Raw genomic sequence first — 25,179 nt, 5'->3', positions numbered from 1 at the left:
CCAGCCAGTCGCCGATGCAGGCACATCGGCGCGTTGACAATGTTTTCTAGGGTTGATCGCGTGCGCCAGTCGAGCTGGGTGCTTCGTTGCGGCCCGCACCCGGGGTGGGTGTGATCACATCATACGCGATGAATAGTCGCAGTCATGCAATCGATCGCATATCATATGAACGTACGTGCACGGCCCTTGGGTTCGCCCGCAACGACGTGAAGGCGGCGTGTGGAGCGGCCGTGCAGCAGTGCGACCGTCCGACGCGGGAACCCGCCGGGACCGTTATGCTAGAACGGGCGTCACGAGATCACAGCCCTACCGAGCTGCAAGGAGAGACAGGTTGTCCGAGGATCGTCGGAGAGTTGCCTACGAGGCGGCCGTACTGCACTACGTGCAGGGTGAAACCATGGAAACGGTAGCCCGTCGGCTGGGCGTCTCGCGCTCTACCGTGTCGAGGCTGATTTCTCTCGCCCGGGACGAGGGCCTCGTCCGCATCAGCCTCCACCCCCCAACAGAGAACTCTGACTCGCTCTCGGCACGCCTGTCCGAAGTTTTCGGGATCGCCGCCCATGTCGTGCCAGTCTCTCCGACATCCACCGACGTGCGGCGCCTCGATGCTGTGGCGACCGTCGCGGGAGCTATCATCTCCGACCTGGTCGAGCCCGGGCACACGATCGGCGTCGCGTGGGGTACGACGATCTCCGCCGTCACCGACCACCTGTCCCCGCGGCCAGCTCCCGGCTCCATCGTCGTCCAGCTCAACGGAGCCGCGAACTCGACGACCACAGGCATCCCCTACGCCGGCCAGATCATCGATTCGTTCGGCAAGGCCTTCGGTGCGACTGTCCGCCACTTCCCCGTGCCAGCCTTCTTCGATTTCGCTGAGACCCGTGAAGCCATGTGGCGCGAACGCTCCCTGGCGGCCGTCCGGGAGCTCCAGCAGACCACGGACATCGCCGTCTTCGGAGTCGGATCGTTCAACTCGCCTCTCGCCTCCCACGTGTACGTCGGCGGCTATCTCTCCCCGGACGACATCGCTGTCCTGAGGGCCGAGGGCGTGGTGGGCGATATCTGCACCGTCCTGCTGCGTCCCGACGGCTCGTATGAGGATATTGAGATCAACAGGCGCGCCACCGGCCCCACGCCGGACGAACTGAAGAAGATCCCGCGCAGGATCTGCGTCGTTGCGGGCTCCTCCAAAGTGCTTCCCCTCCACGGCGCCCTCATGTCAGGCGCAGTCACCGATCTCATCATCGATGAGGCGGCGGCCTGGAAGCTTCTCGATCTGACGAACGGTCAGCGCAAGCGCGCGGATCGATACCAGCGCAACGGCCACTAGGCTGGTGCCATGATCACTATCAGGCCCGCCCTGCCTGCGCATGCTCGCGGGATCGCTGCCCTTGTCGAACCGTTCGCGGAGAACCGCGTCCTCATCTCCAAGGACCTCATCGACTATTTCGAAGATATCCAGGAGTTCGTCGTCGCGCTCGACGGAGACCGTGTCATCGGTTGCGGGGCCCTCCATGTCCTGTGGGACGATATCGCCGAGGTGAGGACTCTGGCGGTCGATCCCCAGTACCAGGGGCGCGGTCTCGGCGGCGACCTCTATCGGGCGCTCGAAGCGCGCGCCTACGATCTGGAACTCAAGAGGCTCTTCTGCCTGACGTTCGAAACCCCGTTCTTCTCTCGTCTCGGCTACCGGGAGATCGAGGGCACCCCCGTGGGGGAGAACGTGTTTGCCGAAATGCTGCGCTCCCATGACGACGGCATGGCCGAGTTCCTGGAACTCGCTCGAGTCAAACCGAACACGCTCGGCAACAGCCGCATGCTCAAGGAACTCGATTCCCCCATCAGCGAGCTGTAGTCCCCATCTGCTGAGACACGAACCAGGCGCCGACAGGGCCCTGCAGCGCGACGAGGGCGACGACGAGGGACGTCACCGGATCCAGCATGAGAGCGGCGACGATCGCGGCAAGGATGACTGCGCCAGCCGTGATGTAGGCGACTGACCGCCACATCGTGCGAGCAAAACTCGCCAAGTCGCTGTCCTTCGCGCGGGTGATCACGAGGACCCCGCCAGACGTCAACCCGAACGTCGCAATCGAGGTGATCGCCGGTGCCCACGTCCGGTCGATCGCAGGCGTGAACTCGTAGAGGATGAGTCCGATGACGGACAGGAACAGGCCGAGGACGACGAGTCCAGTCGACCAGAGGATGATGCGATGGTTCGGGGTCATGAACCAAGGCTACCGGGAAGCGCCACCTCATCATCGACGCGGACAACGAGGCCGTCTGCGAGGAGGCCTGCCAGAGCATCGTCAATCCGGGAAGGGTCTGCCCTGCGGAGAACGGCTACGGGAACAGGGGCGTGGGATGCTCGCAGAGCCGCCATGATCGCGCCGCGAGCCTGACGGATCGTCCCCTCCCACGCCTGGGTCCGTCGGCGGTGGGCGAAACGATCCGGAGGATAATCGGCGGCCCGCCACTCACACCACTCCGCGATCGGGCACGCATCGCACCGGGGCGACCGCGCCGTGCACACGAGGGCCCCCAGCTCCATCGTCGCCGCGTTCCATGCCACGCTCTCCAGAGCGTCTTCTGGAAGCAGGGAGGCCGCCCGTGCCCTCTCTGGAGCGGTCAGGCTGGGAGGCGGCAGCGCCTGACCATGGAGACGTCCGATCACGCGACGAATGTTGGTATCCAGGACGAGAGCACGGCCACCGAAACCGAAAGAAACGACCGCTGCCGCCGTATATGAACCGATACCGGGAAGCGCGAGGAGCTCAGCCTCCGACGAGGGCACGGCACCGTCATGGTTCTCGACGATCGCGATCGCGCACTCCCGCAAGCGCAGCGCCCTGCGCGGGTAGCCAAGGGACTTCCATGCCCGCAGCACGTCGTCGGGCCCCGCCTCGGCAAGGTCCCGCGGGGCGGGCCACCGCTCCGTCCATTCGAGCCATGCCGGGACGACCCTGGCGACGGGCGTCTGCTGGCTCATGACCTCGCACAGGAGGATATGCCAGGGTGGGGTGCCGGGCCGCCGCCACGGCAGATCCCGTCCGTTCTCATCGAACCAGGTCGTCAACTCGCTAAACATCGTGCTCAGTGTGCCACAGAGGCGTGCCGATCGGGCAGTTCTCGGCAGAAGCGTTTAGGTTAGTGGGGTGAAGGATTTCGAGGACCCGAAAGGGACGAGCAGCTCCCGGGCCGGGGGAACGCGAAACGGTGCTGACCGTCGCTCCCGCACGTCCTCACCCGGTGCGTCACCGGCTCGCCCCACCATGATCCCCGGCACTCTGGGCGCCGACGGGAAGCCGATCACCGAACCGCGCCCCACCGAACGAACCGGCTCCCAGACGAAGCGCACCCAGCGGCACCCACCCGCCTCGGCCCAGCGTCCCGCACGGGGCGCCGGCACCGCGAAGCGGCAGCCACCGCCGCGCCGGAAGCCCACCCCGGAGCAGGCTGCCCGGGCGCAGCGCGAGGCGGCCCGCAGAGCGTACCGGAAGCGTCTCGCCATCTACATCACGGGCGCGGTCACCCTCATCCTCATCTTTGTCGGGCTTGCGCTGTTCTTCCAGAGCCAGCTGAACAAGCGCGAAGAGGCCCTCGTCGCGCAGGCTGACACAGCAAAGTTCGAAGTCGTGCCGTGCGAGCCGAGCATGGTGACGATCGAATCGAACAGGACAGGAGCGCTCGCGGGCTATCCCGTGACGTTCGGGATGACAGTGACGAATACGTCCGAGACTTCCTGTTCCCTCGATGCTGGATCAGACCATCTTGTGCTGACAGTGACATCGGGAACAGACCAGATCTGGTCATCTGCCCACTGTCCGGCCGGGCAGGAGTCGATGCTCTACGTCTTCGGACCCGGCGTCTCTTCCGATATCGCTGTTGAATGGTCTGGCGCCAGGTCGAATGCCGAATGTTCAGGCGGGCTGCCCAATCCCCTCCCGGGCACGTACGTTGTCGAGGGAAGCATCGACGGCGTGGCGTTCCCCGCCATGAGGGAGACGTTCGTGCTGACAGACCCAGCCGGACGTGCTCCAGCCGCAGGCGGCGGAGAAACCGAGTAGCCGCGTCAGGAGGGAAGGACCTCGCGGACGGCCGCCGCCACGTCGGCAACCTGCGAGACCGTCATCCCAGCCGGAATCTTGACGGATGCTCCGGCGGGAATGAGAGCCTTCGTGAATCCGAGGCGGACAGCCTCTCCGAGGCGCTGCTCGAGGCCGACAATGGGGCGCACTTCGCCCGTGAGGGCGACTTCGCCAAGAGCAACAACCCCGGGCGCGAGCGGGAGATCAGCCACTGCGGAGGCGAGGGAGAGAGCGGCCGCGAGATCCGTCGAGGGTTCGGACGCTCGAGCGCCCCCGATAGTCGAGACGAAAATATCCTTACGGTCGAGGTCGACACCGAGTCTCGACTGGAGAACTGCCACCGTCATCGCGATCCGCGACGAGTCGACGCCAGAGGTTGTGCGCCTCGGAGGGCCGGCGGGTGTCACCGCAAGCGACTGGATCTCGACGGGCATCGGTCGCCTGCCTTCGAGAGTGATCGTGACGCACGTGCCGGGTACGGTACGCGCCCGGTCCGACAGGAACAGGCCCGACGGGTCGGGAAGCTCGTTGATGCCGTCGTCCACAAGCTCGAAACACCCCACTTCGTCCGTGGGGCCGTAGCGGTTCTTGACGGCGCGCACGAGCCTGAGACGGGAATGGCGATCCCCGTCGAACTGGCAGACGACGTCGACGAGATGCTCGAGGACGCGGGGGCCGGCGATCGAGCCATCCTTCGTGACATGTCCGACGAGCAGGACGGGAAGATTCCTCGTCTTGGCGAGATGAACGAGGCCTGCCGTGACGGCGCGAACCTGGGAGACTCCACCTGCCGCACCATCAACCGACGTGTCCATGATCGTCTGGACGGAGTCGATGACAAGCATCGAGGGCGGGCTGGCGTCGACATGTCCGATAATCGTCGCGAGATCTGCCTCCGCGGCCAGATGAAGATTGTCGGACATGGCTCCGATGCGCTCCGCGCGAAGACGCACCTGAGATGCTGATTCCTCGCCGGAGATGTAGAGAACAGGCTGGCTGTTGAGACGAGAGACCTCTGCCGCCACATCGAGCAGAAGCGTGGACTTGCCGACTCCCGGTTCGCCCGCGAGGAGGATGACGGCGCCGGGTACGAGGCCTCCGCCGAGGACGCGATCGAGCTCGCCCACCCCCGTTGTCGACCGTTCGGTGGCGGTTGTCTGCACCTTGGTGATGGGAGTGGCTGGAGAGGTCGGTGCGAGGGCACGGGCCGACGCGGTGGGCACCGGTCGGTTCTCGACCATCGTGCCCCACGCCTCGCATTGACCGCAGCGGCCAACCCATTTCGATGTGTCCCATCCGCATTCGGAGCAGACGAAGGTGGAGCGATTCTTAGCCATGGTACGAGGCTACAGAACGGGGGTGCACAATCTGGCCGCTACCTGCGCGACGCGAATTGGTCGAGGAGCTCGACGTTCCCCGACACGATGATGAGGTCGTCTTCGCCGATCCGCGTCTCAGCGGTCGCGTACTCGAAGGGTTCATGGGGTGACTTGACCCCGAGAATGTTGACCCCGTAGCGCTCGCGCACCTTCGACTCGCCGATGGTGAAGCCGCGCAGGTCGTGCGGGGGCCTCATCTTGACGATCGTGAAATTGTCTTCCATTTCGATGTAGTCGATCATGCGTCCGGCGACCATGTGGGCGACGCGGCGACCAGCATCGTATTCGGGGAACACGCGCCTGTGCGCGCCGATCTTCTCGAGGATGCGGCCATGGTCGCGGGACGTGGCCTTCGCCCAGATCTCGCCGACCCCCATCTCCACCAGGTTGGCAGTCGTGAGGACGGATGCTTCGAGGCTTGAGCCGATGCCGACAACGGCAACATTGAAGTCTTTCGCACCCAGCTGCTCGAGAGCTTCCTTCGACGTGGAGTCCGCCTCGATGACGGTGAAGCGGTGCGACCATTGGGCGGCCAGATGGGGATCCTTCTCGACGGCGAGCACCTCTCTGCCCTGTTCCGCGAGTGTGAGGGCTACCGCGGAGCCGAAGCGGCCGAGGCCGATGACGAGGACGGCGCCAAGCCTGTCCTGCGATTTACGTGACATGGTGACCATCATAGGGCGCTAGCCGATGATGGGGCGTTCCTCGGGGAATCGGATCTGGCGCTGCGTCTCCCTGATCGCGAGGGCCGCGGCAAGAGTCATCGTGCCGAGGCGGCCAGTGAACATGAGAAGGATGAGGACGAGCTTGCCGGCTGTGGGCAGTCCCGGCGTGATCCCGATCGACAGCCCACAGGTAGCGAACGCGGAGATGACCTCGAAGAGGACCGCCTCGAGGGGCAGGTTGGTGATGTAGACGAGGGCGAGGGTTCCTATCCCGACAAGAGTGGCACCGAGGAAGGCTGCCGAGACGGCGAGCCGGAGGGAAGAGTTCGGGATCCGCCTGCCGAAGGCGACGGTATCCTTGTCGCCGCGTGCCTCGGAGATGATGGCGAGAGCGAGGACGGCGAAGGTTGCGACTTTGATGCCGCCTGCGGTCGACGCGGAGCCGCCTCCGATAAACATGAGGGCGTCGAAGATGAAGAGGGTGGAACTGCTCAAGTCGGCCATGTCGAGAGTGGACAGGCCCGACGAGCGGGTTGTCGTGCCGTGGAGGATCCCGGCAAGAATCTTGTCGTCGCCCTCGAGGCCGCCGAGACTGTTCGGGTTGCCCCATTCGAAGAGGAAGAAGGCAAGGATCCCGCCCACCCACAGGAGCATGTATGTCGTCAGGGTCAGCTTCGAATGGAGGGAGAGGAAGCGGGGCTTGCGCCAGTTCTGGTAGACGTCGCGGATCACGGGGAAGCCGATCGCGCCGACGATGGTGCCGAAGATGATGGGAATGCAGAAGAGCCAGTCGCCCACCATCGGGGCGAGACCATCCTCGAGGATGACGAAGCCGCCGTTGTTGAAGATCGATACGGCCATGAACATCGAATGCCAGATCGCTTCGAGGAGGGGCTCTCCCATCGAGATGAAAGAGGGCAGGAGGACGATGGTGAGGATTGCTTCGACGGACAGTGATGCCACAAGGACCGCGGTGATGAGGGAACCGACCTCGCCGAGGCGGGAGCTCGTCTCGTTGGCGGCCAGCATGCGCTGCGTCAGGCCGATTCGGTGGGAGACAGCCCTGCCGAGAATCGACGCCAGTGTCATGACGCCGAGACCGCCGATCATCATGGAGATCATGATGATGAGATGGCCGAAGGTCGTCCATGCAAGGGCCGTGTCGACCACGGTCAGGCCCGTGACGCAGACGGCGGACGTGGCGGTGAAGAGAGCATCGATGAAAGTCGCGCCACCGGGCCCTGACGAGGAGAAGGGCAGCCACAGCAGAAGAGTGGCCGTTGCGACGATCGTGGCGAACACGAGAAGGACGAGACGGGCGGGCCTATCGTGAGCCATCGTGTCGATATAGTTGCGGAAGCCCGCTCCGTGGGATTTGTCACGCTTCGTAGACACTGCACCTCCTCGCTGTGGGAACGATCCGAACATACCCCTCTTCGCGAGGCTGTGGAGACTCAATTCGGCGCGATCGGCGAAATCAGTCGGCAATCTCCCAAGTCGTACCCTATGATGAGCGAGAGCATAACTCGCAGTTAGCCCTGCCACTCGGCAAGGGACACGTACGAGAACGGAAATGTATGTCGCAGGTACCTTCGTCTGCCCCGCAGTTCATGACGGTGGCTGAAGTTGCGGAACTCGCACGCGTATCGCGGATGACGGTCTACCGCATGGTGCATTCCGGTGATCTGCCTGCCGTTCGGGTGGGCAACTCGTATCGGGTTCCCACCGATGCAGTTGATGAATTGCTCTCAAAAACCGCCTACGACGCAGACGAGCGTCACGCGTAAGACGAAGACGCGGTAGAATCTCCGGGTGACCATTGGCGAAGGAGTGTTCGCCGCCCCAACACTGGAGGTAACCCGTGGGTTCCGTAATCAAGAAGCGCCGCAAGCGTATGTCCAAGAAGAAGCACCGCAAGCTGCTTCGCAAGACTCGTCATCAGCGTCGCAACAAGAAGTAAGCATTGTGAATGTGGGTCCGGTTTCTCCGGGCCCACAGCTGGTATGTACACACTTGTCGTGAGGCCGGGCTGCCATCTCTGTGAACAGGCAGAGCAGTCCATGACCGAGCTCGAAGCGGAGCTCGGTATCGTCTGGTGTTCGCAGGACATCGACAGCGACCCTCGCTATTCGACGTATTCCGACGACCTTCCCGTCCTGTTGCGGGAAGGTCGGCCCATTGCGAGACTGACCTCATCGAAGTCCGCTCTCGCTCGAGCGCTGAAACCGCCGCTCTGGCACCGCCTGCGAAATAGTTTACATATCAACTAATTTTGGTAGTATTGCTTCCAAAGGAGTGATGCACGATGGCACGCAGCGATGTGGAGTGGCTCGCGGCTGATGAACAGGTCGCATGGCGCAATTATCTGCGCGGTTCGGCGCGCCTCAGCGCACAGATCGGGAACGACCTCTTCGAACAGCACCAGTTGACTCTCAACAAGTACGAGGTGCTCGTGCGGCTGTCGGAAACCGATGGGTGGACGATGAGGATGTCGGATCTTGCCGACGACCTCGTTCATTCCCGCAGCCGTCTCACACGGACCGTGGCCTCTCTCGAAGAGGAGGGCTACGTTGTCCGCGAGGCATGCAGCGGCGATGGCAGGGGCCGCAACTGCCGCATGACGGACTCTGGCTTTGCGCTCCTCCAGGAGCTCGCCCCCGATCATGTGGGATCCGTGCGCACGCACCTGCTCGACAAGATCGGCCACGACGACATGGTGACGCTCGGCCGCATCATGGCCAAGCTTCTGGACGAACCCACGACGGCCCCGTGACGTTCTGTTTTCCCAGGGACGTGTGGCACTGTTGACCTATGGAATTGACGACCATTCACCTTGTGCGCCACGGCGAAGTGGACAATCCGACAGGAATTCTCTACGGTCGCAGGCCGGGATTCCGCCTCACCGAGCTCGGTCGAGCCATGGGAGAGGAAGTCGGAAAGGCCTTCTCGTCAGGGCATGATGTTCGCTACGTGGCAGCGTCTCCGCTGCAGCGTGCGCAGGAGACAGCGCAGCCGACGGCGGATGCGACGGGACTGCCGATCGCTGTCGACGAGCGCCTCATCGAGGCCGACAACAAGTTCGAGGGCATTGCCGTCAACAAGAACCGTGCCATCCTCGCACATCCCAAATTCTATGCCTGGTACGCGAACCCATTCCGGCCGTCATGGGGGGAGCCCTACACGGAGATCGTGCGCCGTATGAGCGGGGCTGTCGCCCACGCGCTGAACGAGGCCCGCGGTGGAGAGGCAGTGCTTTTCAGCCACCAGCTGCCGATATGGACGATGAGACGGTTCGTGGAACGGAAGTCTCTCGCGCACGACCCACGTCGTAGGCAGTGCTCCCTCGCGTCCGTCACGTCTCTCACCTTCGCCGATACTCAGCTCCTCGCACTCGACTACTGGGAGCCGGCAGCCGCTCTTCTCGGCGCCGCCGCAGACATGGTGCCGGGCACCTCAGCAGCCGCCGAGGCGAAGGGGGAGTAGTGCGTCGACGCTTCGCTCTCCTGCTCCTCCTTCCAGCCCTCGCGGCCTGCAACTCCGCCATCGAAGGCACCCAATACGAGGGCGGGGACGCCAACTACGTGCTGTGGGACGAGGCGGACAGATCCGCACCGGTCGATGCTGTCGGCACAACCTTCAGCGGGGAAGAAATCGATCTGGCGGAACTGCGCGGACAGGTGGTCCTTATCAACACGTGGTACGCGGCATGTCCGCCGTGCCGCGCGGAGGCGGCGGATCTCAATGCCATCGCCGAGGACTATGAGGGCGACATCGTCGTCATCGGTGTGAATACGCGCGACAATCGGGCAACGGCAGAGGCATTCGAGCGCTCATTCGACACTCCCTACCAGTCGATCGAGGGGAAGAACGGCTCCTTCATCGCCGGCCTCGAAGGGGCTGTTCCGCTGCAGGCCGTCCCGACCACCCTGATCCTCGATGCTGAGGGCAGGCCCGCTGCGCGCTTCATCGGCCAGATCGATCCGCAGATCGTGCGAGGCATGATCGACGACACGCTATGACGCCGCTGGCGATCGCCGATTCGTTCGTGGGAGCCGTCACCACAGGCCCCATGCTGGTTGCCATCGGTGCGGCGCTCGTGGCGGGCCTCGTCTCCTTCGCCTCACCGTGCGTCCTGCCGCTCCTGCCCGGCTATCTCGGGTACTTCTCGTCTCTCGCACCTGCCGCGGCCGACGGGAAGCGGAGCTGGCGCCTGGCGGGCTCTGTCACGCTCTTCGTCGCCGGGTTCTCTGCCGTGTTCGTGCTGCTCGGAGTTGTCTTCGCGGCGGCGGGCGCCCGCTTCGCCCAATACCAGGACACGGTCATGGTGGTCGCCGGCGTCATCATCATTCTTATGGGGGTCGCGTTCCTGGGTGGGATGCCGTTCCTGCAGAAGACGACGCGCCTGACCGTGCAGAAGCGGGGCGGTCCCCTCGGCGCCGTCCTCCTCGGCGCCGTCTTCGGCTTGGGGTGGACCCCCTGCATCGGCCCCACCCTCGCCGCAGTCCTCTCCATGTCCTTCTCGTCTGGCAGTGTCCAACGCGGCACGATCCTCACGCTGTTCTACTGTCTGGGCTTGGGCCTGCCCTTCATCCTCGCCGCTCTGACAGTAGATCGCTCACCCCGGATCCTCTCCTGGGTGCGGAGGAACAGCCGGACCATCCAAATCGTGGGGGGTGTTGCCCTCATCGCTGTCGGTGCCATGATGGTGACGGGATGGTGGACCGACATTATTAACTGGGTTGCTAACCTGTCAGGTCAAACAGAATTGGTGGTGTGATGGAAACGGTCCGCACGGAACGGGACGCGCCGACGGGTCCCGTCGGCATCGGCGTCACAGGCTGGCTCCGGTGGGGGTGGCGTCAGCTCACGTCGATGAGGAACGCCATCATCATGCTGCTCCTCCTCGTGATCGCACTCATTCCCGCCTCGATCCTGCCGCAGAAGCGCCAGGATCCCGTCCTCGCGCGGGAATGGATCGAGTCGAACGGACTGTGGGGAAACATTCTCGATGCTCTCGGGTTCTTCAACATTCTGACGGCGCCATGGTTCGCCGCGATCTACATTCTTCTCTTCGTGTCTCTTGTCGGATGCATCGTGCCGAGATCGTTCACGCTTGCCCGAGACATCAAGGCGGGGCCGGGCCGTGTTCCCGCACGACTGTCCCGCTACGAATCGTATGCGTCACGGGAGACGTCGCTGTCCGAATCCGAGGCCTATGACAGGGTCGAGAAGAACCTGCGAGGGTTCCGCACGGTGCGCAGGGACGGCGGGATCTCAGCCCAGAACGGTTACCTCCGGGAGGCCGGCAACCTCGTGTTCCACATGTCACTCCTCGGTCTCCTCATCGTCTTCGGGCTGTCGCAGGCACTCTCCTTCCGCGGGCAGGCCATCATCGTCGAGGGAGAGACCTTCACGAACTCCGTCCTCACGTACGACACGTTCGAACGCGGGATCCTCGTCGACGAGGAGTCCCTCCCGCCCTACCGGATCACCTTGAACTCGATGACTCCGGAGTTCTATGAGGACGGCTCCCCGTCAGCATTCGCCGCAGACGTCACGATCCTCATGAACGATTCGGAGGAGGCGGCGACGATCCGCCCGAACGAGCCCCTCGATATCGATGGCACGAACGTGTACCTCTCGGGCAACGGCTACGCCCCCCGCATCCGCGTCACCGATTCCGCGGGCAGCGTTGTCTTCGACGAGTATGTCGTCCTGCCGGATATCACCCAGACGTATATCTCGACCGGTGTCATCAAGGTCCCGGATGTGACGGAGGGCGATCAGCTCGGGTTCCAGGCGACGCTCTTCCCCACCGCCCAGACACAGGACGGTGTCCTCGTCTCCATCAACCCGGATGCTCTCAACCCGGTGCTGGTCACCACGACATGGGTGGGCGATCTGGGTTTGGATGACGGTGTCCCGCAGAACGTCTATTTCCTCGATACGGAGAACATGGAGCTCGTGACCGAGCCCGTGGGCCAGACCGAGGTGGGTGTGCTGACAACGCTTCCACTCGGTGAGTCCGCGGAGATTCCGGGCGGCAACGGAACGATCGAGTTCGTCGAGCTTGCTCGTTTCGCGGCGCTCGACATGCGCTACGACCCCACGCTGGGATGGATGCTGATCTTTGCCGTTCTCGGCCTGGGAGGGCTTGCCACATCGCTTCTCGTCCCGAGTCGGCGCGTCTGGGTGCGCTACGACAACGGCACCGTCCACGCCGCCGCCATCGGACGGAAGGGCGATTCCGGTCTCGAGTCGCTCGTGTCCGCTACGCTAGCCCTCAAGGAGGACTCATGAATCTTGAAAGCGCCAGCCTCATCCTGGTCTACGGTGCGATGGCGGCATATACGATCGCCATGGTCGCATTCGCCATCGACTTCTCATCCGCCGACAAGGCGGGCACGCGCAAGGCTGCCAACATCGGCATGTCGGTCACGACTCTCGCCTTCGCCCTGCACCTTCTCGGCACGATCACCCGAGGTGTCGCCGCCAGTCGCGTGCCGTGGGCGAACATGTACGAGTTCACGCTGACCTTCACGTGTGTGGCGGTAGCGGCCTACCTCGTCCTGGCGCGAGACCGTGACCTCCGAGTTCTGGGAACCTTCGTGAGCGGGCTGGCCTTGCTCTCCCTGGGTGTCGCCGTCGCGGTCCTCTACGTCCGCGTCCAGGGCACGCCACCCATTCTCGACAACTACTGGCTTGTCATCCACGTCTCGACAGCAACATTGGCGATGGGATTGTTCGCCTTCGCTGCCCTCATGTCAGTCCTCCAGCTCGTCCAGCTGCGTTCCGAGGCACGAGAGACCGCTGCTGTCGGAGCGGGCGGTACGGCCGTTGTCGAGGAGAGCAAGAGCCGGTGGCGTTCCCTGCCGGGCGCTGACGAGCTCGAACAGGGAGCGTTCCGGATCACCGTGATCGGCTTCCTGCTGTGGACCTTCACTCTCATCGCGGGCGCGATTTGGGCGGAGCACGCGTGGGGCCGGCCGTGGAACTGGGACCCGAAAGAGACGATGTCGCTCGTCGTCTGGGGCTTCTATGGTGCCTACCTCCATGCTCGAGCAACACGCGGGTGGGAAGGGAAGAGGGCGGCCTGGCTCAACGTCATCGGCATCATCGCGCTCTTCATCAACTACGTCGTCGTCAACTTCTTTGCCGATTCCATGCACTCCTATGCGGGGGTCTAGGCTCCTGATCGCTGCCGGTGTCCTCGCACTCTCCGCATGCGGGGCGGGCGAGGACCTCAAGGCGCGGTGGCTCGTCCTGCCGGACCCGCCGCAGGAGGTGACCACGGTCGGCCCGGGAACCGCTGAGATCACGGGGCTCGACATCGACAATATGAGCCTGGACGTCACCGTTCTCGAGGCCCCCGTCGAGGACGTGACGGAAGGATTCGACCAGGCTCTCACCTTCCGCGAGGGGAAGGCTGAGCTCGAGTTCGTGACCGGGTCCGGCACGGTCCCCATCACGGTCGAGATCGAGGACCGATATTTCTCGGATGCGAACGGTGATGGCTTCCAGGACGCGATGATCGTCCTCGACCAGCACGTCACCGGCGCTGACACGACCCCCACCACATCAGACGAGTCCTCCACCGCGGTCATGTTCCTCACCTACTCAGAGGAGAATATCGGGCAGTCGTTCTACGTGCCGACGGGGCCGCTCGAGCACGTCTCGGCTATCGAGGGCGGCTTCTCGATGACGACGACGTCCGATGGTCTCTCCGACACCATCGAGGTCGGCATGCCCGAGGGGGTGCCGGTGCGGATCGATGAGCACGGCGGCGCATCGCACTGCGCAACCAGTATCGAGGAAATAGACGCCGCTCTCACACAGCGCCCCGTCAAGCTCGATGCGGTCAACGCCTTCCCCGGCCTGAGCGAGATAGCCGGCTATGACGAGTTCGCGCTCTTCCCACTCCCCGATAGAACGGCTAATCCCGAGATCTATGGCGAGTATGAGCGGATGGTCTTCCTCCTCGACGGCGGGGATGTGACGCGGTGGACTGACTATCGCTGCGCGTGGGTGGCCAGCTCAGAGCTGTAGCCGAGCCGGGCAAGAGTATCGATCAGCCACCCGATTCCCATCATGATCGCCACATTGAACGGCGACGAGAGGGCGATCGCAGTCACAGCTTCGCCCCCTGCATACCCAGTCGCCCACGTACCGGCCACGAGAGAGCCAGCTGCGACAGCCCCGAAGGCGAGAGGAAGCGCGGATCGCTTCACTGTCATGCACGACCGGCGCCACGCGATGGTGGCAAACATGATCGACAGTGCACCGAGGGGCAGGCCGATGATCGTCCAGATGCCCTCGTGCGCGGCGATGATGAGGTTGAACCCCGATGACTGCGGGCCTCCGAGAGGGGCCAGCGACAGATCCCAGTTCGCGACGCCGCCAAGGATCGCAATCCAGGCGAGGACGGCAATGTTTCCGAGAAGGAGCCACGAAGACGCGCCCCACTCGTACGAGACCGTGAGAAGCACGCAGACGATGATGGCGAGGGGGAGACCCGCTGCGAGACAGTAGGCGGAGGTGAAAGACCACGCGGGATAGCTTCGATATGCGCTGCTGCGTCCAGCCAAGGCAGCCAGGCTGGCGATCGCGAGAGAGCCCGTCGCGAGGAGGAAGACGTTCGAGGAGAAGGATGCTCTTTCGCTCGCGGGATCAAGCGCTGTTGCGAGGAACCAGGCCGCCACCGAACAGATGAGGAGCACCATCCCCGAGCAGGCGCAGACCGCGAGCCGATCAGGGAGATCCAGTGGCTGCCTGATCTCCGATGTTCGGTGCAGGCGGAAGAGAATCATCACCGCTACCGCGGTGAAGATGAAGGGAATGGTGAGGAACGTGAGATCGACAGCGGGTGATGCGGAGCCGAGATCGACAGAGACGAAGCCTCCGAACGCCCCGAGCGTGACGAGGAGGGCCCCGAGAAGGAACGGTATCGGCTCACCGGTCACCGCGCTGACTGCCGGAATGGTCCCGGACATGGCGCAGCAGGCCAGGCCCGCCAGGACAACGGCTGTGAAGGCTGCGATCGGGGCGCCGATCATCACCTTCGCATCGAGCTCAGGAGTCGGTGTCATCCTCGTGTTCTCGCAGCTTCTTGTCGTACTGTGCACGGCGGAGCTCTTCTTCGAGGCCCTTGAGGAACTCGGGATCGTCATCCGGTGCGATGGGGCCGCGATCCCGGGGCCGGGGCCCTCGAGGCTGCCTCCCGCCTGCAGGGCGCTGCTTCGCATTCATCATGTAGTTCGCGACGAGGAAGATGATCGAACCGACGATCGGGGGAAGAATCGTGAAGATCACCCACACCCACTTGTTGATACCAGCGGGTGTGCGCTTCGGGTTCATCCGAAGCGCAACAATAAAGGCGTACACCACTATGGCGACGAGAACTATCACGGCGATCAGTCTAGGCACACTTCTAGCATAGGCGATTCACCTGGTCACGGTCACGGTACGCTTGACGGGTGACCATCCTCAAATACACGGCCCTCCGGATCGCACTCATCGCAGCCTTCGCGGGCGCCTTCTACCTGCTCGGCATGCGATCGTATCTTCTCGCCTTCGCGGCGATTCTGTGCGGCGCCATGGTCGGCTTCATCTTCTTCCCCGCGCAGAGCCAGGCGGCGGCTGGGAGCCTCGAGGCGCTCACACGCCGCAAGCCCTCCCGCACACCTGACACCGAGTCGGATGAGGCCGTCGAGGACGGTTCCGCTCAGTCCTAGGCGAGGGTGAGGCCGATCAGAAGCAGGATGCCGTAGCCCAGTTCGATCAGGCCGGTGCCGCGAAGAACCGCGATAAGATCGCGTCCGCTGGCACCCGAGAGAACCCGACGCGATTGCGCTGCGACAGCGGGCACGAGCAGGAAGACGAGGAGCGCCCACGGCGCCGTCAGCGCGATGATCAGCGCGAGGAGAAGCGGGACGACCAGCATCGCGACGAACGTCAGTCGGGCGTTGCGTTCCCCCATACGGACCGCGAGCGTGTTCTTGCCGACGAGCGAATCGGTCGGAATATCCCGAATGTTGTTGATCATGAGAAGGGCGCAGGCGATCAGGCCCACCCCGACAGCGCCGAGCCAGGACGAGGCGGGCAGCTGCCCCGCCTGGGTCCATGTCGTTCCCAGCGTCGCCATGAGGCCGAAGAAGACGAAGACGAAGACTTCACCCAATCCCATATACCCGTAAGGGCGGCTGCCTCCCGTATAGAACCAGGCGGCGATGACGGCGATGGCTCCCGCCGCGAGCAGGATCCAGGCGCCAGACAGTGCGATAAGGAGAAGACCGAGAAGGCAACCGACCCCGAGTGCCGTAATCGCCGCCGCCTTGACTGTCGATGGTTTGACGAGACCGCCGCCCGTGAGGCGCGGAGGGCCGGTGCGAACGTCGTCCGTGCCGCGAATCCCATCCGAGTAGTCGTTGGCGAAGTTCACCCCGATCTGGAAGGAGAGAGCGACTCCCGCCGCGAGCATCGCCCGCGCCAGAGATCCCGAACCCACCTGATATGCGGCACCCGTGCCGATGAGGACGGGTGCGACAGCTGCGGGCAGGGTGCGCAGGCGCGCGCCCTCGATCCAGTCACCAAACGATGCCACTACGGTCTCTCCTCAAGAATCTGTGCAAGTGCACGGCGATCCACTTTACCGGAGTCGGTGAGCGGGAGATGGTCGAGGCCCAGATCAGCAACCGATATCACCTCTTTCGGGGCATACTCCGCACCCAGGTGAGTCTTGGCGTGACGGCGGATCTTTCGCGCGTCAGCCTTCCCGTCGGTGACGAGGACGAGACGTTCACCCCATTCATCATCGCGGACGCCGAGCCCGACAGAGGCGAGAGAGAAGAGATCCGCGACAAGGTCTTCGAGGAGCACCGGCATGATCGTCAAGCCGCCGGTGGTGATCGCGTCATCGACCCTGCCGAGCACGGTCAGACGATCCGTGATCCGCCCAGCATCGTTCGTGACGAATCGACCGCCGAAGGCTTCCCCTCCCGCATACCCCAGGGCGACGACGGGGCCCTCGATGATGATCCGGCCGTCCTCAAGGGCAATTGCCGTGGATCCGATGGGAGTGCCGTCATACACGCAGCCGCCGCACGTCTCGGTCATCCCGTATGTGGTGACCAGCGTGAGGCCTGCGGCGCGTCCCTGCTCGAGGAGGATCGGGGGAGTGGACTGGCCGCCGACGAGGATCGCATCCACGGCCGCGGCGCGCTCGAGCCAGTCAGGATTGCCGAGAACCCGGCGAAGCTGGGTGGGCACGAGGGACAGGTAGGTTCGGCCGTCCGGGATGTCATCTCCAAGGCGGTAGGGGAGCGGGGCGACACCTGCGATGATCGAACGGAGGACCGTCTGGAGGCCGGCAACGTGGTGGACAGGCAGCGTGGCCAGCCACCGTCCAGGTCCTCCCAGGGCCTCCGTCGTGGCGGAGGCGGAGGCGATGATCGAATCCCAGGGCAGCTCGACAAGCTTGCCGGTCCCCGAGCTGGAACCCGATGTGCGGACGAGGAATGCCGTGCCAGGCCGGGACTCGACCTCCGGCACGGACACGCCCGGCTCGACCAGCATGATGGGTTCGGGGAGAAGCCCGCGGCGGTGATCGGAGAGCGAGCGCGCGGCGGCGTCCGCCAGGGCAAGGACATTCTGCGGGTCGGTACCGCCTTCGAGAATCATGCGTAATAGGGGAAGGGCGACCAGTCGGGAGCGCGCTTCTCGAGGAAGGAATCTCGACCCTCCGCGGCCTCGGCGGTCATGTACGCGAGCCTGGTCGCCTCACCGGCGAACACCTGCTGACCGGCGATACCATCATCGGCCAGATTGAACGCGAACTTGAGCATGCGAATAGCCTGGGGAGACTTCCCGATCACAGTCTCGGCGTACTCCCACGCCTTCGCCTCCAGTTCAGCGTGCGGGACGGCCTCATTGACCACGCCCCACGATGCCGCATCCCCAGCAGAATACTCGCGGGCGAGGAAGAAGATCTCCCGTGCCCGCTTGTCCCCGACCTGGCGGGCGAGAAGCGCGGAACCGTATCCGCCATCGAAAGAGCCCACGTCAGCATCTGTCTGCTTGAACCGGCCATGCTCGATCGAGGCGATCGAGAGATCGCACACGACATTGAGGGAATGGCCGCCACCCGCCGCCCATCCCGACACGGCAGCAATGACGACCTTCGGCATTGTCCGAATGAGACGCTGGACTTCGAGAATGTGGAGCCTGCCAGCCTTCTGCGGGTTGATCGTGTCCCGCGTCTTCGCATGCTCCGCGGACGTCTCACCGCCGTCATACCGATACCCGTCGTTGCCTCGGATGCGCTGATCGCCGCCGGAGCAGAACGCCCACCCGCCGTCCTTCGCGGATGGTCCATTGCCTGTCAGAATAACGGCACCGACATCGGGAGTGAGCCTGGCATGATCGAGCGCACGGTAGAGCTCGTCCACTGTCTCTGGGCGGAAAGCGTTACGAACCTCGGGACGGTTGAACGCGATGCGGACGATCGGGAGGTCCCGCTCGGACACGATCGCGCCACCCTCGAAGCTGCGCTCAACCCCGCGATGGTAGGTGATGTCAGACAGTGGGAAACCGTCAACCTCCCGCCATCGACTCGGATCGAACGTCTCGGACACGGACACGGGAAGAGAAAGCGTCATGGCGCTATTGTGCCACTTCGCTAGGCTTACATCATGCGTGCTACCAGCCTCCCGTTTGCCCACCGCGTGTACCGGACCCGGATGACGACCCGTTTCCGGGGTCTCGACTACCGCGACGGCGTCCTCATCGAGGGCCCCGCCGGATGGTCCGAGGTCTCCCCCTTCTGGGATTACGACATTCCAGAATCATCGGCGTGGCTCGCGGCAGGCCTCGAATCCGCCTATGTCGGATATCCCGAACCGGTGCGTGCCAGCATCCCCGTCAACGTGACCGTGCCCGCCACCACCCCGGAGAAGGCCCAAGCGATCATCGCCCGCCGCGGCGGCTGTGGGACGGCAAAGATCAAAGTCGCAGAGAAGGGGCAGAGCCTCGACGACGACCTCGACAGGATCGCGGCCGTTCGAGACGTCTTCGACGGAAAGATACGAATAGATGCCAACGCCGGATGGGACAGGAACGCCGCCATCCACTCCATCCCGCTCCTCGACAGGGCAGCCGGAGGACTCGAGTACGTGGAACAGCCCGTATCGATAGTCGAGGATCTCGCCGCCGTGCGCAAGGCAGTCGCCGTTCCCATCGCCGCCGATGAATCCATCAGACGCGCCGAAGACCCCTACCGGGTCGCGAAACACGACGCCGCTGACCTCATCGTCTGCAAGGTCCAACCGCTGGGCGGGGTGCGCGCCTGTCTCAGACTCGCACAAGACATCGGGCTTCCGGTCGTGGTCTCCTCCGCCCTCGAATCATCCGTCGGGATCCGGGCGGGAGTGGCGCTCGCGGCCAGCCTCCCCGAGCTGAATTATGCATGCGGGCTTGCGACCGTGCAGCTGTTCGAACATGACGTGACATCGGATCGTCTCGTGCCGACCGCGGGGGAGCTGCCCGTGCGAGACATCGATCCCGACACCATCGAGCCTGTCGACGAAGAGCTTGAAGCCCGCTGGGCGACACGCCTGCGCGACATGTGGGATCACCTGGCCGCGACACGGAACGTCTCCGACATCACGGGCGGCGCGCTGTGAGCGCCCAGGCGGGCGCGACAGCCCTCCTCACGAGCCTCCTCTCCATCGGAGTCCGACACGCCGTCCTCTGCCCCGGTTCGCGTTCCGCCCCACTCGCCTACGCGCTGCGAGAACTCGAGGTCCAGGGCTCGATCGCCCTCCATGTGGAGACCGATGAGAGGGCCGCAGGTTTCCTTGCGCTCGGACTCGGCAAGGCCTCCGGGGTTCCCGCCGTCGTCGTGACGACGTCGGGCTCGGCGGTCGCCAACCTGCACCCGGCCGTCATCGAGGCCTACCATTCGGGCGTGCCTCTCATCGCCCTGACGGCGGATCGTCCGGCGTGGATGAGGGGGAGCGGGGCCAACCAGACAACCGATCAGGTGGGCCTCCTGGGGCCTGGTCTCGTCGGCGAGATCGACGTATCGGCAGACGACATCGCCGGACAGCCCCAACACCTGGCAGGACTCCTCGATGTCGTGTGGCGCGGTCCCGTCCACATCAACGTCTCATTCGATGTGCCTCTCACCCCCGACACGCCATCGTTCCCCGACCGCCCGCCGATCGGACAGTTCACTGTGCCGTCACACGAATGGGAACCCGAACATCTCGATAGTCGCCCCACGGTGATCGTCGCAGGCCCCGGGACACCCCACGCAGAGCTCCTGCATCGCACCGGCCGCGGAAGCGTGCCCATCCTTGCCGAACCGGCAGCCGGGGAGAGGAGCCTGCCGGGAGCGATCCCCGCCGCACGCCTCGTCGCGGGACTGTTCGCCGACGAGATCGAGCGAGTCATCATCGTCGGTCATCCGACCCTGTCGCGTCCGATCACCGCCCTCATGTCACGATCCGACATCGAGGTCATCTCGGTCCGGACCGAGCCGGTACCGACCGATCCGGGCAGGGTTGCCAGAGTGCTGGACATGATGCCGTCCCTGGAGCCCCAGGGCGATTGGCTGGCGGCCTGGCAGCGTGCCGGTGATGCTGCCTACGTCGCAGGGCGCGACGCGCTCGGCGATGACTTGGATGCGCTGACGGCCAGCGCCGTGATCGCGGACGCCGAGGGGGACTGGTTCCTCGGGGCTTCGAACATTGTTCGCGATGTCGATCTCCTGGCCGGCTACCCGCAAGCCCGATTTCATGCCAGCAGGGGCCTTGCCGGTATCGACGGCACGATCGCCACGGCACGCGGCATGGCAGGCGTCCTGAACGGGATGAAGGCGGCTCTCGGCGATCTGACTTTCGTCCACGATCTCGGAAGCCTGGTGAGGACTCGCGGCCAAGACGAACCGCCCATCGATGTCGTCGTCCTCGATGATGGTGGGGGCGGGATCTTCGCCACTCTCGAGCACGGGGCGAAACGCTACGAATCCACGTTCGATCGGGTGTTCCGCACCGCGAAAGACATCGATATCGTCGCCGCCGCGAAAGCGTTCGGATGGGAGGGGATGACCGTCGGTTCGTTGGACGACCTCGAGAGTGTCCTCCGCGAGCCGCCTGCGGGCAGAGTCATCCGTGTCGCCTGCGAACGCCCGGTCGAGCACGTGCGGGCCAGGCGAGACCAGCTCGCGTCGGCAATGCTCGATGCTGCGGCCGCGAGTGTCAGCAAGTCATCAGGAAACATGTAGTAATTCCGCAGTGGCGGGGAGTTAACTGTCCATAGCGAACGACGAAAGGACGTCTCATGTCGAACAACGATTTCGGCGAATGGCCCTATGGACGGGATGGAAAGCAACCCGATACTGGTCGGGCTGGGAACGATGGGAAGAGCATCGGCGACGGAGTGAACGCCGAGGGCGCCTCCGAGCAGACGACACCTCCGGCGGTCCCCGAGCATCGGGCGCCACGGCTCGGAGACTCCGGTTCGACCTCGGCAGGACAGGGTGAGACAGGTGCTCTGCCGCGACACGATACTGCCGCCTACCATTCCTTCAACCGCTACGCACCGCCCCCGGCATCCGGTCAGCAAGCGCCCGCACCGTACACGGGAGCCCACGCTCAACATCCGGCCCCAAGCGCCCCCTCGGGCCACATCCCGCCGTCAGGGCCCCCGATAGCGGGGCAGTCAGCGCCCGGGACGGCAAGCGGACCGCGCTTCGACGGCACTGCACCGTTCCAGCCGCGTCCCGGCGCCCAGGGCGGCCCTGCCGCTCCCTACTGGCCCGGTCAGCCGCCCGCGAGGCGCAAGTCCTCCCTGTCGGCCACGGCCGCAGTCGCCCTCGTTGCCGCACTCCTCGGAGGCGCGGGAGGCGCAGGAATCATGTACGGGCTCATCGAACCGACCTCGAACGAGACTGCGACCCAGCAGTCCACAGAGGTGCGGACGGTCTCGTCCGATAACGGGGTGAACTGGGCCGCGATCTCAGAACAGGTCCAGCCCTCCGTCGTCGCGATCGAATCGTCCTCGGAGTCATCGGCATCAACAGGCTCGGGTGTCATCATCGACGCCGAGGGCCACATCGTGACCAACCACCACGTCATTGCCGGTTCCCGCCAGATCCAGGTCACCCTCTCGGACGGCACCATCCTGTCCGCCCAGGTCGTCGGATCAGACGCGTCGACAGACGTTGCCGTGCTGCTCCTCGACGAAGTGCCTGCCGGGCTCACACCAGCAACCCTCGGAAGCTCGGACAACCTCGTCGTGGGTGAGCCCGTCGTCGCCATCGGCAATCCGCTCGGCCTGTCCTCGACAGTGACCACCGGCATCATCTCCGCCCTCGATCGACCCGTGGTGACACGAGAAGACTCGGCGTCAGACGCGGTCGTGACGAACGCGATCCAGATCGATGCCGCAATCAACCCCGGCAACTCCGGCGGGCCGCTCTTCAACGCCGACGGTGAAGTCATCGGCATCAACTCGTCGATTGCTTCCCTCTCCTCGACCGACGGAGGCACCTCGGGCTCTATCGGCCTCGGCTTCGCCATCCCCATCGACCTCGTCAATCGGGTCGTCGATGATCTTCTCGACGATGGCACGGTCGACCACGCGTTCATCGGCGTGACGACAACCTCAGAGGTCGTCACCCTCGATGGCACCAACCAGGTTGCGGCCAGGGTCGTCGAAGTTTCTGCCGGTTCCCCCGCAGAGCAGTACGGCCTGCAGAGCGGCGACGCCATCCTGTCCATCAACGGACATCCGCTGGCCTCCAATACGGCACTGACCGGATACGTCCGCCAGTATGCTCCTGGCGAGACGGTCGTCCTCGAGGTCGCGCGCGACGGCAGCGTCACCGAGATCGAGCTCGTTCTCGGTCAGCGCGAATAAGGCTTGGTGGCCGGCGGAGGTGCCGTCACCTCACCGCCGCCGGTCACCAGATCGATGATGCCTCCCGCCCTCTGGGCGGGAGGCATCTCTTTGGCTCAGCATGTGCTCGACTCGACGGCCGTTGCCTGCTCGACGCTGCGCCAGGCAAGCTCAGGCGAAGGCGCGCAGTATCGCGGAGAACTTCGCTTCGGTTTCCGCAAGCTCCTGCTGGGGGATGGAGCGGTCCATGACGCCTCCGCCTGCGAATGCTCGAGCGCGGCGGGGGTCGGCCTCAAGCTGAGCGCAGCGCAGAGCCAGCGCCCAATCGGCATTGCCCTGGGAGTCCATCCATCCCACCGGCGCCGCATAGCGGCCCCGGTCGAGTCCCTCGATACGGCGGATAACCTCGAGGGCCTTATCGGTGGGGGTGCCGCCCACGGCCGCGGTCGGATGCATGGCACCGGCCGCTGTCAGGCCCGTCCAACCGGGAGCGAGATCGGCCTCGAAGTCCGTGGCCAGGTGGACGACATTCGGCAGGCGCAGGATCGTGGGGCCGTTGGCGCGGACGGGGCCGGATGCCTGCAGATCGATCGCATGCAGCACGGAATCGGAGGCGTAGCGGTGTTCAGCGATGTCTTTCGCGGACGACCGCAGCGCATACTCTGCCGCATCGTGCCCGCCCGTCGTCGGCCAGGATCCGGCCAGCACGCGGGTCGTGAGATGTCCGGCGCGGACGGACGCCATCATCTCCGGCGTAGCGCCGATCATGCCCTCGACGCAGAATGTCCAGCAGGAGGGGAAGGCCCGTGCCAGCTTGGCGACGAGCAGACGCTCATCCATCGGCTCCTCGGACACGATCCGCATGTCGCGGGCCAGAACAACCTTCTTGATATCCCCTTCAGCCAAGATCGCGACTGTTTCGGAGACGGCATCGGTGAAGCGATCCTCGTCGAGGTCCCCGGGGCCCCACTGGACCTTGCCGAGGTGGCCGATCGGCGCGATGGTCTCGTCGTCACTGGCGGCGTCCGAGCGAACTGTCGTCGTCCACGCGCCCTGCTCGTCCCATCCCAGGATCGTTGCGGGAATGGTGAGAGTGGAGGAATCGGCGGACTCGTCTGCGAAGGAGAATGTGCCGAAGGCTGTCAGGCCCGTGCCTGGCCGGGCGACCTCATCCTCGATCGTCGCGGAGGCTACGACGGCGTCGAACCATCGCTGGGCCTGCGTGAAACGATCGGGGCCGGAGAATGTGCGGGAGGCGGCTCGGCCCCATCCGACCATTCCCGAACGGTCGGTCACCCACATCGCATTCCCGCGTGAACGAGGAATATCCCCGGGACTCGGTCGAGCGTCGGCGGGCCTCGTCACAGCAGAGAGGGAAGTTATGTCGGACACGAGTAAGAAGCTTACTTGGTCAGGGTCCATAATGGAGTTATGAGTCGAGCCACCCTGAAGAAAGACCCGCGCGATGTTGCGGGCATGTTTGACGATGTCGCCAAGCGCTATGACGTGACGAACACCGTCCTCAGCCTGGGACAGGTGTATGTGTGGCGGGCGGCCGTCCGCGAAGCACTTGGAATCACGCCCGGCATGAAAGTCCTCGATATCGCAGCGGGCACGGGAACATCCTCCGTCTCCTACGCGAAGGCCGGTGCCGATGTCGTCGCCCTCGATTTCTCGATCGGCATGGTCACCGTCGGCAAGGAGCGCCAGCCGCAGATGGAGTTCATCGCGGGGGATGCGACGGCACTCCCGTTCGCGGACAACACCTTCGACGCTGTGACGATCTCCTACGGCCTGCGCAATGTTCACGATCCTGACCTGGCGCTTCGGGAGATGCTCCGCGTCGTGCGCCCCGGAGGGACTCTCGTCGTCTGCGAGTTCTCCACTCCCACATGGAAGCCGTTCCGGGATCTCTACAACTTCTATCTCGGCACCGTCATGCCCACGATCTCCTCCGTCGTCTCCTCGGACACGGAAGCCTACGATTACCTCATGGAGTCGATCCTTGCCTGGCCGAACCAGGTGGACTTCGCGGCCCGGATCCAGGAGGCTGGCTGGCGGGGCGTGAACTATCGGAACCTCAGCGGAGGGATTGTCGCCCTTCACAGGGCAACCAAGCCCCGTGGGGCGGATCACTCCATGAATTAGGCA

At 64.5% G+C, this 25,179-nt stretch carries 29 protein-coding genes; 18 read left to right on the top strand and 11 right to left on the bottom strand.

Going from position 1 to position 25,179, the window contains the following annotated elements; all coding sequences use genetic code 11:
• Positions 1–331: 331 nt before the first annotated feature.
• Both H2O75_RS08990 and H2O75_RS08985 read left to right on the top strand, forming a co-directional pair.
• Positions 332–1,330 carry a sugar-binding transcriptional regulator gene (locus tag H2O75_RS08990; RefSeq protein ID WP_431189082.1) on the top strand — a complete coding sequence of 333 codons (999 nt, stop codon included), beginning with the start codon at positions 332–334 and terminating at the stop codon, positions 1,328–1,330.
• A gap of 9 nt (positions 1,331–1,339) precedes the next feature.
• Positions 1,340–1,855: an amino-acid N-acetyltransferase gene (locus tag H2O75_RS08985; RefSeq protein WP_182171092.1), complete on the top strand. Its 516-nt coding sequence runs from the start codon at positions 1,340–1,342 to the stop codon at positions 1,853–1,855.
• On the opposite strand, the gene H2O75_RS08980 is transcribed toward H2O75_RS08985, so the two are convergent.
• Both H2O75_RS08980 and H2O75_RS08975 read right to left on the bottom strand, forming a co-directional pair.
• Positions 1,842–2,228, bottom strand: coding sequence for a hypothetical protein (locus H2O75_RS08980; protein ID WP_182171089.1), 387 nt, complete (start codon positions 2,226–2,228; stop codon positions 1,842–1,844). The two genes, H2O75_RS08985 and H2O75_RS08980, sit on opposite strands and share 14 nt — an antisense overlap.
• Positions 2,225–3,088, bottom strand: a complete 864-nt coding sequence (locus H2O75_RS08975) for an iron-sulfur binding domain-containing protein (protein WP_182171086.1) — start codon at positions 3,086–3,088, stop codon at positions 2,225–2,227. The genes H2O75_RS08980 and H2O75_RS08975 overlap by 4 nt, the downstream gene beginning before the upstream one ends.
• Before the next feature lie 67 nt (positions 3,089–3,155).
• On the opposite strand from H2O75_RS08975, the gene H2O75_RS08970 reads away from it, so the two are divergent.
• Entirely contained in the window at positions 3,156–4,067 is a 912-nt protein-coding gene (locus H2O75_RS08970; protein ID WP_182171084.1) for a hypothetical protein, read from the top strand.
• A gap of 5 nt (positions 4,068–4,072) precedes the next feature.
• Here H2O75_RS08970 and radA read toward each other — a convergent pair whose 3' ends face one another.
• The 3 genes from radA to H2O75_RS08955 are packed head-to-tail and all read right to left on the bottom strand — an operon-like array spanning position 4,073 to position 7,527.
• Positions 4,073–5,425: a DNA repair protein RadA gene (gene radA, locus H2O75_RS08965; RefSeq protein ID WP_182171081.1), complete on the bottom strand. Its 1,353-nt coding sequence runs from the start codon at positions 5,423–5,425 to the stop codon at positions 4,073–4,075.
• Positions 5,426–5,463: 38 nt separating this feature from the next.
• The gene (locus H2O75_RS08960; protein ID WP_182171078.1) at positions 5,464–6,132 is read right to left on the bottom strand and encodes a potassium channel family protein; all 669 of its coding nucleotides are present in this window, start codon (positions 6,130–6,132) and stop codon (positions 5,464–5,466) included.
• A gap of 18 nt (positions 6,133–6,150) precedes the next feature.
• Entirely contained in the window at positions 6,151–7,527 is a 1,377-nt protein-coding gene (locus H2O75_RS08955) for a TrkH family potassium uptake protein (protein WP_259365239.1), read from the bottom strand.
• A 182-nt stretch (positions 7,528–7,709) separates the two neighbouring features.
• Here H2O75_RS08955 and H2O75_RS08950 point away from each other — a divergent pair, with 182 nt between their 5' ends.
• The 10 genes from H2O75_RS08950 (at position 7,710) to H2O75_RS08905 (ending at position 14,178) form a co-directional block, all read left to right on the top strand.
• The gene (locus H2O75_RS08950; protein WP_182171073.1) at positions 7,710–7,919 is read left to right on the top strand and encodes a helix-turn-helix domain-containing protein; all 210 of its coding nucleotides are present in this window, start codon (positions 7,710–7,712) and stop codon (positions 7,917–7,919) included.
• A 74-nt stretch (positions 7,920–7,993) separates the two neighbouring features.
• A complete protein-coding gene (locus tag H2O75_RS08945; protein WP_005504750.1) occupies positions 7,994–8,092 on the top strand; it encodes a 30S ribosomal protein bS22 in 99 nt (32 codons plus the stop codon).
• Between the two features lie 43 nt (positions 8,093–8,135).
• A complete protein-coding gene (locus H2O75_RS08940; protein ID WP_182171070.1) occupies positions 8,136–8,402 on the top strand; it encodes a glutaredoxin family protein in 267 nt (88 codons plus the stop codon).
• 35 nt (positions 8,403–8,437) lie between these two features.
• Positions 8,438–8,905, top strand: coding sequence for a MarR family winged helix-turn-helix transcriptional regulator (locus H2O75_RS08935; RefSeq protein WP_182171067.1), 468 nt, complete (start codon positions 8,438–8,440; stop codon positions 8,903–8,905).
• 38 nt (positions 8,906–8,943) lie between these two features.
• On the top strand, positions 8,944–9,615 hold the full coding sequence (locus tag H2O75_RS08930) for a histidine phosphatase family protein (RefSeq protein ID WP_182171064.1): 672 nt from the start codon (positions 8,944–8,946) through the stop codon (positions 9,613–9,615).
• Positions 9,615–10,151, top strand: a complete 537-nt coding sequence (locus H2O75_RS08925; RefSeq protein ID WP_182171062.1) for a TlpA family protein disulfide reductase — start codon at positions 9,615–9,617, stop codon at positions 10,149–10,151. Before H2O75_RS08930 ends, H2O75_RS08925 begins: the two co-directional genes overlap by 1 nt.
• Entirely contained in the window at positions 10,148–10,909 is a 762-nt protein-coding gene (locus H2O75_RS08920; protein WP_182171060.1) for a cytochrome c biogenesis CcdA family protein, read from the top strand. The genes H2O75_RS08925 and H2O75_RS08920 overlap by 4 nt, the downstream gene beginning before the upstream one ends.
• Positions 10,909–12,432, top strand: a complete 1,524-nt coding sequence (resB, locus tag H2O75_RS08915; protein WP_240161803.1) for a cytochrome c biogenesis protein ResB — start codon at positions 10,909–10,911, stop codon at positions 12,430–12,432. Before H2O75_RS08920 ends, resB begins: the two co-directional genes overlap by 1 nt.
• A complete protein-coding gene (gene ccsB, locus H2O75_RS08910) occupies positions 12,429–13,319 on the top strand; it encodes a c-type cytochrome biogenesis protein CcsB (RefSeq protein WP_182171056.1) in 891 nt (296 codons plus the stop codon). The genes resB and ccsB overlap by 4 nt, the downstream gene beginning before the upstream one ends.
• Positions 13,306–14,178: a hypothetical protein gene (locus H2O75_RS08905; protein ID WP_182171054.1), complete on the top strand. Its 873-nt coding sequence runs from the start codon at positions 13,306–13,308 to the stop codon at positions 14,176–14,178. The genes ccsB and H2O75_RS08905 overlap by 14 nt, the downstream gene beginning before the upstream one ends.
• Here H2O75_RS08905 and H2O75_RS08900 read toward each other — a convergent pair.
• Positions 14,142–15,218, bottom strand: a complete 1,077-nt coding sequence (locus tag H2O75_RS08900; RefSeq protein ID WP_182171051.1) for a hypothetical protein — start codon at positions 15,216–15,218, stop codon at positions 14,142–14,144. The two genes, H2O75_RS08905 and H2O75_RS08900, sit on opposite strands and share 37 nt — an antisense overlap.
• Positions 15,202–15,555 carry a PLD nuclease N-terminal domain-containing protein gene (locus H2O75_RS08895; RefSeq protein ID WP_182171048.1) on the bottom strand — a complete coding sequence of 118 codons (354 nt, stop codon included), beginning with the start codon at positions 15,553–15,555 and terminating at the stop codon, positions 15,202–15,204. The genes H2O75_RS08900 and H2O75_RS08895 overlap by 17 nt, the downstream gene beginning before the upstream one ends.
• A gap of 50 nt (positions 15,556–15,605) precedes the next feature.
• Here H2O75_RS08895 and H2O75_RS08890 point away from each other — a divergent pair, with 50 nt between their 5' ends.
• Entirely contained in the window at positions 15,606–15,863 is a 258-nt protein-coding gene (locus tag H2O75_RS08890) for a DUF4229 domain-containing protein (RefSeq protein ID WP_182171046.1), read from the top strand.
• Here H2O75_RS08890 and H2O75_RS08885 read toward each other — a convergent pair.
• Genes H2O75_RS08885 through H2O75_RS08875 form a run of 3 tightly spaced genes read right to left on the bottom strand, consistent with a single transcriptional unit; the run spans position 15,860 to position 18,785 of the window.
• On the bottom strand, positions 15,860–16,732 hold the full coding sequence (locus H2O75_RS08885; RefSeq protein ID WP_182171043.1) for a 1,4-dihydroxy-2-naphthoate polyprenyltransferase: 873 nt from the start codon (positions 16,730–16,732) through the stop codon (positions 15,860–15,862). The genes H2O75_RS08890 and H2O75_RS08885 overlap by 4 nt on opposite strands.
• A complete protein-coding gene (locus H2O75_RS08880; protein WP_182171040.1) occupies positions 16,732–17,808 on the bottom strand; it encodes an AMP-binding protein in 1,077 nt (358 codons plus the stop codon). The genes H2O75_RS08885 and H2O75_RS08880 overlap by 1 nt, the downstream gene beginning before the upstream one ends.
• Entirely contained in the window at positions 17,805–18,785 is a 981-nt protein-coding gene (locus H2O75_RS08875; RefSeq protein WP_182171037.1) for a 1,4-dihydroxy-2-naphthoyl-CoA synthase, read from the bottom strand. Before H2O75_RS08875 ends, H2O75_RS08880 begins: the two co-directional genes overlap by 4 nt.
• Before the next feature lie 33 nt (positions 18,786–18,818).
• Between H2O75_RS08875 and H2O75_RS08870 the strand changes: the two genes are divergently transcribed.
• The 3 genes from H2O75_RS08870 to H2O75_RS08860 are packed head-to-tail and all read left to right on the top strand — an operon-like array spanning position 18,819 to position 23,049.
• Complete coding sequence (locus H2O75_RS08870; protein ID WP_182171034.1) at positions 18,819–19,808, top strand: o-succinylbenzoate synthase; 990 nt, start codon at positions 18,819–18,821, stop codon at positions 19,806–19,808.
• Positions 19,805–21,412, top strand: a complete 1,608-nt coding sequence (gene menD, locus H2O75_RS08865) for a 2-succinyl-5-enolpyruvyl-6-hydroxy-3-cyclohexene-1-carboxylic-acid synthase (protein ID WP_182171031.1) — start codon at positions 19,805–19,807, stop codon at positions 21,410–21,412. The genes H2O75_RS08870 and menD overlap by 4 nt, the downstream gene beginning before the upstream one ends.
• 56 nt (positions 21,413–21,468) lie before the next feature.
• Positions 21,469–23,049: a S1C family serine protease gene (locus H2O75_RS08860; RefSeq protein ID WP_182171027.1), complete on the top strand. Its 1,581-nt coding sequence runs from the start codon at positions 21,469–21,471 to the stop codon at positions 23,047–23,049.
• Positions 23,050–23,199: 150 nt separating this feature from the next.
• On the opposite strand, the gene H2O75_RS08855 is transcribed toward H2O75_RS08860, so the two are convergent.
• Positions 23,200–24,420 (bottom strand): isochorismate synthase, encoded by a 1,221-nt coding sequence (locus tag H2O75_RS08855; RefSeq protein WP_182171024.1) that lies wholly within the window; start codon positions 24,418–24,420, stop codon positions 23,200–23,202.
• 39 nt (positions 24,421–24,459) lie between these two features.
• Here H2O75_RS08855 and H2O75_RS08850 point away from each other — a divergent pair, with 39 nt between their 5' ends.
• Positions 24,460–25,176, top strand: a complete 717-nt coding sequence (locus H2O75_RS08850) for a demethylmenaquinone methyltransferase (protein WP_182171021.1) — start codon at positions 24,460–24,462, stop codon at positions 25,174–25,176.
• Positions 25,177–25,179: the final 3 nt, after the last annotated feature.

Origin of the sequence: Flaviflexus equikiangi (genome assembly GCF_014069875.1) — a bacterium.
Classification (GTDB): domain Bacteria; phylum Actinomycetota; class Actinomycetes; order Actinomycetales; family Actinomycetaceae; genus Flaviflexus; species Flaviflexus equikiangi.
The sequence above is the reverse complement of the archived record's forward strand: the minus strand, read 5'-3'. Positions and strand labels throughout refer to the sequence as shown.

Excerpts from the sequence above, each read along its gene's own strand:
- radA (WP_182171081.1), bottom strand. The coding sequence starts at position 5,425 with ATGGCTAAGAATCGCTCCACCTTCGTCTGCTCCGAATGCGGATGGGAC.
- ccsB (WP_182171056.1), top strand. The coding sequence starts at position 12,429 with ATGAATCTTGAAAGCGCCAGCCTCATCCTGGTCTACGGTGCGATGGCG.
- H2O75_RS08935 (WP_182171067.1), top strand. The coding sequence starts at position 8,438 with ATGGCACGCAGCGATGTGGAGTGGCTCGCGGCTGATGAACAGGTCGCA.
- H2O75_RS08850 (WP_182171021.1), top strand. The coding sequence starts at position 24,460 with ATGAGTCGAGCCACCCTGAAGAAAGACCCGCGCGATGTTGCGGGCATG.
- H2O75_RS08960 (WP_182171078.1), bottom strand. The coding sequence starts at position 6,132 with ATGTCACGTAAATCGCAGGACAGGCTTGGCGCCGTCCTCGTCATCGGC.
- H2O75_RS08930 (WP_182171064.1), top strand. The coding sequence starts at position 8,944 with ATGGAATTGACGACCATTCACCTTGTGCGCCACGGCGAAGTGGACAAT.
- resB (WP_240161803.1), top strand. The coding sequence starts at position 10,909 with ATGGAAACGGTCCGCACGGAACGGGACGCGCCGACGGGTCCCGTCGGC.
- H2O75_RS08920 (WP_182171060.1), top strand. The coding sequence starts at position 10,148 with ATGACGCCGCTGGCGATCGCCGATTCGTTCGTGGGAGCCGTCACCACA.
- H2O75_RS08980 (WP_182171089.1), bottom strand. The coding sequence starts at position 2,228 with ATGACCCCGAACCATCGCATCATCCTCTGGTCGACTGGACTCGTCGTC.
- H2O75_RS08875 (WP_182171037.1), bottom strand. The coding sequence starts at position 18,785 with ATGACGCTTTCTCTTCCCGTGTCCGTGTCCGAGACGTTCGATCCGAGT.
- H2O75_RS08870 (WP_182171034.1), top strand. The coding sequence starts at position 18,819 with ATGCGTGCTACCAGCCTCCCGTTTGCCCACCGCGTGTACCGGACCCGG.
- H2O75_RS08905 (WP_182171054.1), top strand. The coding sequence starts at position 13,306 with ATGCGGGGGTCTAGGCTCCTGATCGCTGCCGGTGTCCTCGCACTCTCC.
- H2O75_RS08950 (WP_182171073.1), top strand. The coding sequence starts at position 7,710 with ATGTCGCAGGTACCTTCGTCTGCCCCGCAGTTCATGACGGTGGCTGAA.
- H2O75_RS08900 (WP_182171051.1), bottom strand. The coding sequence starts at position 15,218 with ATGACACCGACTCCTGAGCTCGATGCGAAGGTGATGATCGGCGCCCCG.
- H2O75_RS08880 (WP_182171040.1), bottom strand. The coding sequence starts at position 17,808 with ATGATTCTCGAAGGCGGTACCGACCCGCAGAATGTCCTTGCCCTGGCG.
- H2O75_RS08975 (WP_182171086.1), bottom strand. The coding sequence starts at position 3,088 with ATGTTTAGCGAGTTGACGACCTGGTTCGATGAGAACGGACGGGATCTG.
- H2O75_RS08860 (WP_182171027.1), top strand. The coding sequence starts at position 21,469 with ATGTCGAACAACGATTTCGGCGAATGGCCCTATGGACGGGATGGAAAG.
- H2O75_RS08940 (WP_182171070.1), top strand. The coding sequence starts at position 8,136 with ATGTACACACTTGTCGTGAGGCCGGGCTGCCATCTCTGTGAACAGGCA.
- H2O75_RS08985 (WP_182171092.1), top strand. The coding sequence starts at position 1,340 with ATGATCACTATCAGGCCCGCCCTGCCTGCGCATGCTCGCGGGATCGCT.